This window comes from uncultured Campylobacter sp. (assembly GCF_938045595.1).
Classification (GTDB): Bacteria; Campylobacterota; Campylobacteria; order Campylobacterales; family Campylobacteraceae; genus Campylobacter_B.
On record NZ_CALIBB010000311.1, the window covers coordinates 1 to 5,568 of the forward strand.

General features: G+C 44.1%; 8 protein-coding genes. 4 read left to right on the forward strand and 4 right to left on the reverse strand.

What is annotated here, in order from left to right; genetic code table 11:
* The 3 genes from Q0340_RS11870 to luxS form a co-directional block, all read right to left on the reverse strand.
* The coding region (locus Q0340_RS11870; protein ID WP_298083479.1) for a DKNYY domain-containing protein at positions 1 to 603 on the reverse strand (603 nt) is incomplete at its 3' end.
* Between the two features lie 163 nt (positions 604 to 766).
* Positions 767 to 1,105, reverse strand: a complete 339-nt coding sequence (locus tag Q0340_RS11875; RefSeq protein WP_291940291.1) for a cupin domain-containing protein — start codon at positions 1,103 to 1,105, stop codon at positions 767 to 769.
* Positions 1,106 to 1,672: 567 nt separating this feature from the next.
* On the reverse strand, positions 1,673 to 2,176 hold the full coding sequence (gene luxS / locus Q0340_RS11880; RefSeq protein WP_298083480.1) for an S-ribosylhomocysteine lyase: 504 nt from the start codon (positions 2,174 to 2,176) through the stop codon (positions 1,673 to 1,675).
* Between the two features lie 106 nt (positions 2,177 to 2,282).
* Between luxS and Q0340_RS11885 the strand changes: the two genes are divergently transcribed.
* Positions 2,283 to 2,492, forward strand: a complete 210-nt coding sequence (locus Q0340_RS11885; protein WP_297901984.1) for a 4-oxalocrotonate tautomerase family protein — start codon at positions 2,283 to 2,285, stop codon at positions 2,490 to 2,492.
* Between the two features lie 321 nt (positions 2,493 to 2,813).
* Here Q0340_RS11885 and Q0340_RS11890 read toward each other — a convergent pair whose 3' ends face one another.
* Positions 2,814 to 3,227 (reverse strand): hypothetical protein, encoded by a 414-nt coding sequence (locus Q0340_RS11890; protein WP_298083481.1) that lies wholly within the window; start codon positions 3,225 to 3,227, stop codon positions 2,814 to 2,816.
* 80 nt (positions 3,228 to 3,307) lie between these two features.
* Between Q0340_RS11890 and Q0340_RS11895 the strand changes: the two genes are divergently transcribed.
* From Q0340_RS11895 to Q0340_RS11905, 3 genes are all read left to right on the forward strand, one after another.
* Positions 3,308 to 3,997, forward strand: coding sequence for a dUTP diphosphatase (locus Q0340_RS11895; RefSeq protein WP_298083482.1), 690 nt, complete (start codon positions 3,308 to 3,310; stop codon positions 3,995 to 3,997).
* A gap of 418 nt (positions 3,998 to 4,415) precedes the next feature.
* Entirely contained in the window at positions 4,416 to 5,156 is a 741-nt protein-coding gene (locus Q0340_RS11900; protein ID WP_298083483.1) for an EI24 domain-containing protein, read from the forward strand.
* 73 nt (positions 5,157 to 5,229) lie between these two features.
* Positions 5,230 to 5,433, forward strand: a complete 204-nt coding sequence (locus tag Q0340_RS11905; protein ID WP_297941994.1) for a hypothetical protein — start codon at positions 5,230 to 5,232, stop codon at positions 5,431 to 5,433.
* Positions 5,434 to 5,568 lie beyond the last annotated feature (135 nt).

A 5,568-nucleotide genomic window follows, 5' to 3' on the forward strand; every position in this document is an offset into this window, starting at 1 on the left:
CATGCGTTTAAATTTATAGAGGTAGCTTTGCGGCTTGGGCGCATCCCAAAAAATATGCGCCAAGGTTTGATAAATAAGCTTAAGAGCCCCCAGCGCGTCGTTGGGTACCGCCTCGCCGTCGCAAAAATAACTAATCCGCCCGTCGCTTACGTATCCGAACGCCACGGCTTTCGTGCGCGCGGGCTCCAGCTCGCTCATCGCGATGTTTCCGCAATATACGGCGTTTTTATCCGCCGCGACGTTGGAGCGGTAGCCGGAGCCGAAATCCAAAACCCGAAAGCTCGCCGCGTCCGCGCCCGGTATCGCAAAATAGCCCGCACCCACCACGAGGGCGTAAATTTCGCCATCTTTTTTATAAAAATCGCTGTATTTGATCTGCTCTTGCGGCGAGTAGTCGTCTGCGGAATTTATAACCGCAAACAGAGCGAGCACGCTAAAAGCCGCAAATACAAATGTCGCGCCAAGCGCGATCTTGCGCCAAAGCGGCATGCCCCGAGGCGCGTCTCGCACCGGCTTACGATCTGCTTCTACCTTGCGCGCCCTAGCTTTGCGCTTCTTTTGCGCGCGCTCATCCTTTGGCTCTTGCGTAAAATCCTCATACATCTTTTGCCTCAAATTTAATCTCGCCGCAGATTGCGCGGCACTTGAAATTGTACAAAAGCGCGGCTAAATTTATGAAATTTAACGCTACGGACAAATTCTAATTTAACTCTTTGCGGCGCTAATTTATTTTACGAATGCCACAAAATCTCTGGCAAATTTTAATTCAAAGCGCTTCGTAACCGCACGGAATCGGCGCCGTAACGCTTGCAAACACAAAATCCTCATCGCCCGTATTTTTCATACCGTGGCACTCTCCGCTTTTGGAAATGATTAGATCGCCCGCACAGATCGGCACCTCCTCGCCCTTGCTCGGATAAAACACGCCGCGTCCGCTTAAGCAGATCCACACGTCATCGCCGTCTGGGTGAATATGCGGCGCTACGACCTGGCCGCGTTTGACGATCCAAACCGCGCCGCAAGTGGCCTCCGTAGTAAAAAATGTCGTTTTTACGGCTCGCTCATCGCTACAAATAGCATCTTTTATATGAAAAATTCTTTGCATTTTCTCTCCTTGAAGTTCACCGCATCCGGCGCGGTTTTGGCGGAATTTTAGCATTCTTTTCGTGCAGCGAAAGTGAAATTTCAAGCGCCAAACTCGCAACGTAACCTTAAATAAAAATTTTAAATTCACATTTTACTGTGCGATTTTTTTGGAGGATTGAAGATCGCATCTAAAAGTAAGAGGCGCATAAGCATGGTATTTGCGGATAGAATTTCGGCTTTAATTTAAGACGGAATTTTAAAAATTCCTCTAAATTTAAAACTGCTCTGCTAGATAAATTTATTAAATTTGATATGAGCTTTGCTTACGCGCTTTTGCCACCCAGCTTAAAGCCAAATCGTAGCTTTTATCAAAAACCTCGCATGGCGCAGACTTTACGGCAAGCTCCAAGTCGGTTTATAAATAGATGCTACCTCCGGCTTGTTTTAGCAGATACGCATTTTTGCGCCTCGAATTTTTGCACATTTTACGATAATGTTTTTATAGCGCGTAACATACTGATCACGAGCCGAGCGGGAGTTCAAAGAGATAGCGTTAGAATTTTGCACTATCTCTTAAATTTCAAAACTATTTTATCTTGCTTGGATCCAGCGCAATCTCGTCGTTTTTGATCACGCCGATACCCTTATTTAGCACATTTTGCGCGATCTGTTTAGCTTCTGCTAGCGAGTGCATCGCGAAAGTGCCGCACTGAAATTTATTCAGTTCGGGGATCTCTGCTTGAGAGCCCACGCCCAAAATATCCTTCATACTCGTGCTCCACGCCGCCGCGACAGCACTCTCGCTAGGCGCGCCGATCACGCTCATATAAAAGCCCGTGCGACACCCCATCGGCGAGATGTCGATGATCTCGATGTCCGCGCTATTTAGATGCTCGCGCATGAAGCCCGCGAAAAGATGCTCCAGCGTGTGGGTGCCGCGCTCGCTCATAATCTCTAAATTCGGACGGCAAAACCGCAGATCATAGACGCTGATTTTATCGCCGCTTTTGGTGCGCATGCTCTTTGCGAGCCGCACGCCAGGGGCATTCATGCGGGTATGATCGACCTTAAAACTATCTAACAATGGCATATTTTCTCCTTAAATTCAGATCACGGCGATTTTAACATAAAATTTCGCACTTTCAGGCGCACAGACGAAATTTTAGTTACAATTACGTTTATTTTAAGGAGAATTAATGCCCTACATAAACGTCAAAATCACTAAAGAGCGCGGCGGCTTAAGTCGCGAACAAAAAGCAAGGCTCGTAAAAGACCTCACCGACGCCCTCGTAGCCGTGCTGGGCAGGGGCGAGAAAACTACGGTCGTTACGATAGACGAAATATCCACTGACGACTACGCGATCGGCGGACGGCTAGTAAGCGAAATTAGGGAGCGGCAGAGCTAAGCTCGCGCGTCAGATTAAATTTGAAAAGCTAAATTTTAGAATTTTAAAATTTTCAAGCGAAATTTTACGTGGCAGGCTCCGCTTCCAAGGGAATAAAATTTGCGATAATCCCCGCTTGCAAGATGAAATTTTACGCTAAATTCCATGCTGTAAAATTCAAAAAACCAACCGAGCGGAAATTTTAAAGCGGGTCTAATGGTAAAATTCTTTGAAAAATCGACAAGATAGAATTTATGCAAATTTCAAAATCTTACTAGATAAAATTTAAGTCTTGCAAGTTTAAAATTTCGCAAAATATAAATAGATGGTATTCTTAGCGAATTAGCGTTCCCAAATTAGCTTTTTGCCGAAAGTTAGAGTATTATCGGTCATTTTCATCCAATCGATTCTAATCGTAAAAAAATCAGTCTCCATCGCGCGCGCAAACGGGAAGCGCTTAAGATATAGCGAGGTTTCGCGCTCATCCGCGCTACGGATATGGCCGCAAATCTGCACGCCTTTGATCCTACCTACAAATTTCGTATCCAGTGCGACCGTAGCCGCAACTCCGCGGTTGGCAAAGACTGCTTTGATATGCTCGGAGTCGCTCGCGCTTGCGATGATGAGCTCCTTATTTTGCGGATCGTAGGCATAAAATGTACTGCAGCAATATGGCAGATTATTGCGCAAAACTCCGAGAGATAGGAGTTTCATCCTGCCTAAAAACTCGTCGAATTTATCCTGAGCGGCACACATTTTAAGCCTCCTTTTTGCTAAATTATACAATGATTTTCTTTTATTAGCTATAATCGCGAGCCAAAATTAGGAGAATTTTTATGGAAAATTATAAAAAAGTAAAAGAGATGTTTTTGATGCAGCAAGCCCTAAACGACGAAACAAATGGCGTGGGCTGGGAGGACGGCTATACAAAAAACGGCAAACTTATCAACTGGAAGCGCTGCATTTATATGGAATGCGCAGAGCTCATCGATAGCTTTGCGTGGAAGCATTGGAAAAATATCTCTGCAGCGCCGGACGTGAATAATATCGTCATCGAGATCGTTGATATTTGGCACTTCGTGATGAGCTATATTTTAGAACAATATTACGGCAGCAAAGACATCGACCACATCGTAAGCGATGTCACGGCAGTAAGCGGATTTGCAGAGTTTAGCTCCTACGCCTACGACGTGCGCGAATACAGCATCTACGAGATCGTAAACGACATCGAGCTCATAATCCACGAAACGAGCGGCTTTGAGCTGCAAATCGGCGAGCTACTGACCGATTTTTTTCGCGTGGCGATTAAATGCGGAGTGAGCTTAGACATACTTTTTGCCAAATATATCGGTAAAAACGTGCTAAATAAATTCCGCCAAAATAACGGCTACAAAGAGGGCAGCTACCGCAAAATCTGGGGAGACCTTGAAGATAACGAGGTGCTAATCGAGGTGCTATCAAAAGGCACAGTAAGCGCAAACGAAATTTACGAGCAATTGCAAAAGATCTACGACGCGACGAAGTAAAGTCATGGATTTGCTTGCGAAATTTATCTTTAAGATTTTAAAATTCCATCTATAAAATTTCGGCATGCGAATTTTAAAAAAGGGCTTTGATTTGGAATTCTGCAATTTTGTGCCTGAAATTTTACGCAGTGCCAGCTTATTTATAAGAGGTAAAATTCCGCGTAGTAAGCAAATAAATATTTGCAACAGGTAAAAACCAAGCTAGATCTGGCCTCTTTTTACACACTATAAATGAGCAAATTAAACGCGGGGATGGCGAGCGATCAAAGCATAAATTTCGTATTATAATGCGAGATGAGCCGGCTAAAGCAAGAGATTGCGCCAAGTGAGCGGATTGATGAGGCGGGGTGCGGCAGCCAAATTACTCAGCTCAAATTCCGTCGCAAAAGTCGCTAAAATAACGCAAATAGGAGCATACATGGGTAGAATTTTTAATTTGGCAAAGCAGGATTTTTTTACGCGAAAGTTCATTTTGCTCTCGCTATTGCCGCTTGTGTGCTCGATCATAATATTAGGCACGCTCGCATTTTTCGGCGGCAAAGAGCTTTTTGACGCGCTTTCGCAGGGCGCGCAAAGCGGCGATTTTAGCTTCTTGGACGAGCAGCGCTTCCCAATAATTGCAAAAATTCTAAGTTTTGCTGCTACGAAGTGGATTATCGGCGCGATTTTTTCGGTGTTTGCCAGCTTCGCGGTGCTGATGCTTAGCGTGTTTTGTGCGCTTATCATCGCAGCCTTTTTGACACCCGCAGTCACCAAAGAGATCAACGCGCGCCACTACCACCTAAGCCGCGCGGACGAAGCGAGCACGGCGCGAGTGCTAAAGCTGATGAGCGTTGAAATTTTAAAATTTTTAGCGATTTTATTTATCTGTTCGGTGCTTTTGTTCGTACCGGTAATAAATTTATTCATAATCAATGTGCCGTTTTTTTATATCTATTACAAGCTGGTTCTAATCGACGTCGCTTCAAACGCGTTAAGCGCCAAAAGCTTCGAGCGCTCTTATAGAATGGGCGGCGGATATAAATTTGCTCTAAGCGCTTTTATTTTTTATCTGCTGTGTTTGATCCCGCTGGTAGGATTATTTTTCCAGCTATTTTTCATCATCTTTTTGACGCACATAGTGTTGATAGACGAAAGCGCCCGCAATAAAAATCGCTAAAGATTAACTAAAATCAATGAAAAATTTTGAAATTTTCATAAAATAGTGCGAAATTTTTTAAGAAAGGATTTCTATGAAATCAGGTGATATTTACATTTGCAATATATGTTCGCTCAAAAGCAGCGACGATGAAAACGCGGTCTTTATCAAGGCGCATAAAAACGGCGAGACGGTGCATATCTGCACATCCTGCATGCCTAGCGTCATCCACGGCTCAGGCATGGTCGTAAAAAGCAACTCCGAGATCGAAGAAGAGCTTCAAGACGCTACAAACTAGCTGCTAGCACGACTTACCGCGGCGCGTTTTAATTTGTTTATTAATCTGCGCGCCGCAAAATTCTAAAATTCTAAAATTCTAAAATTCTAAAATTCTAAAATTCTAAAATTCTAAAATTCTAAAATTCTAAAATTC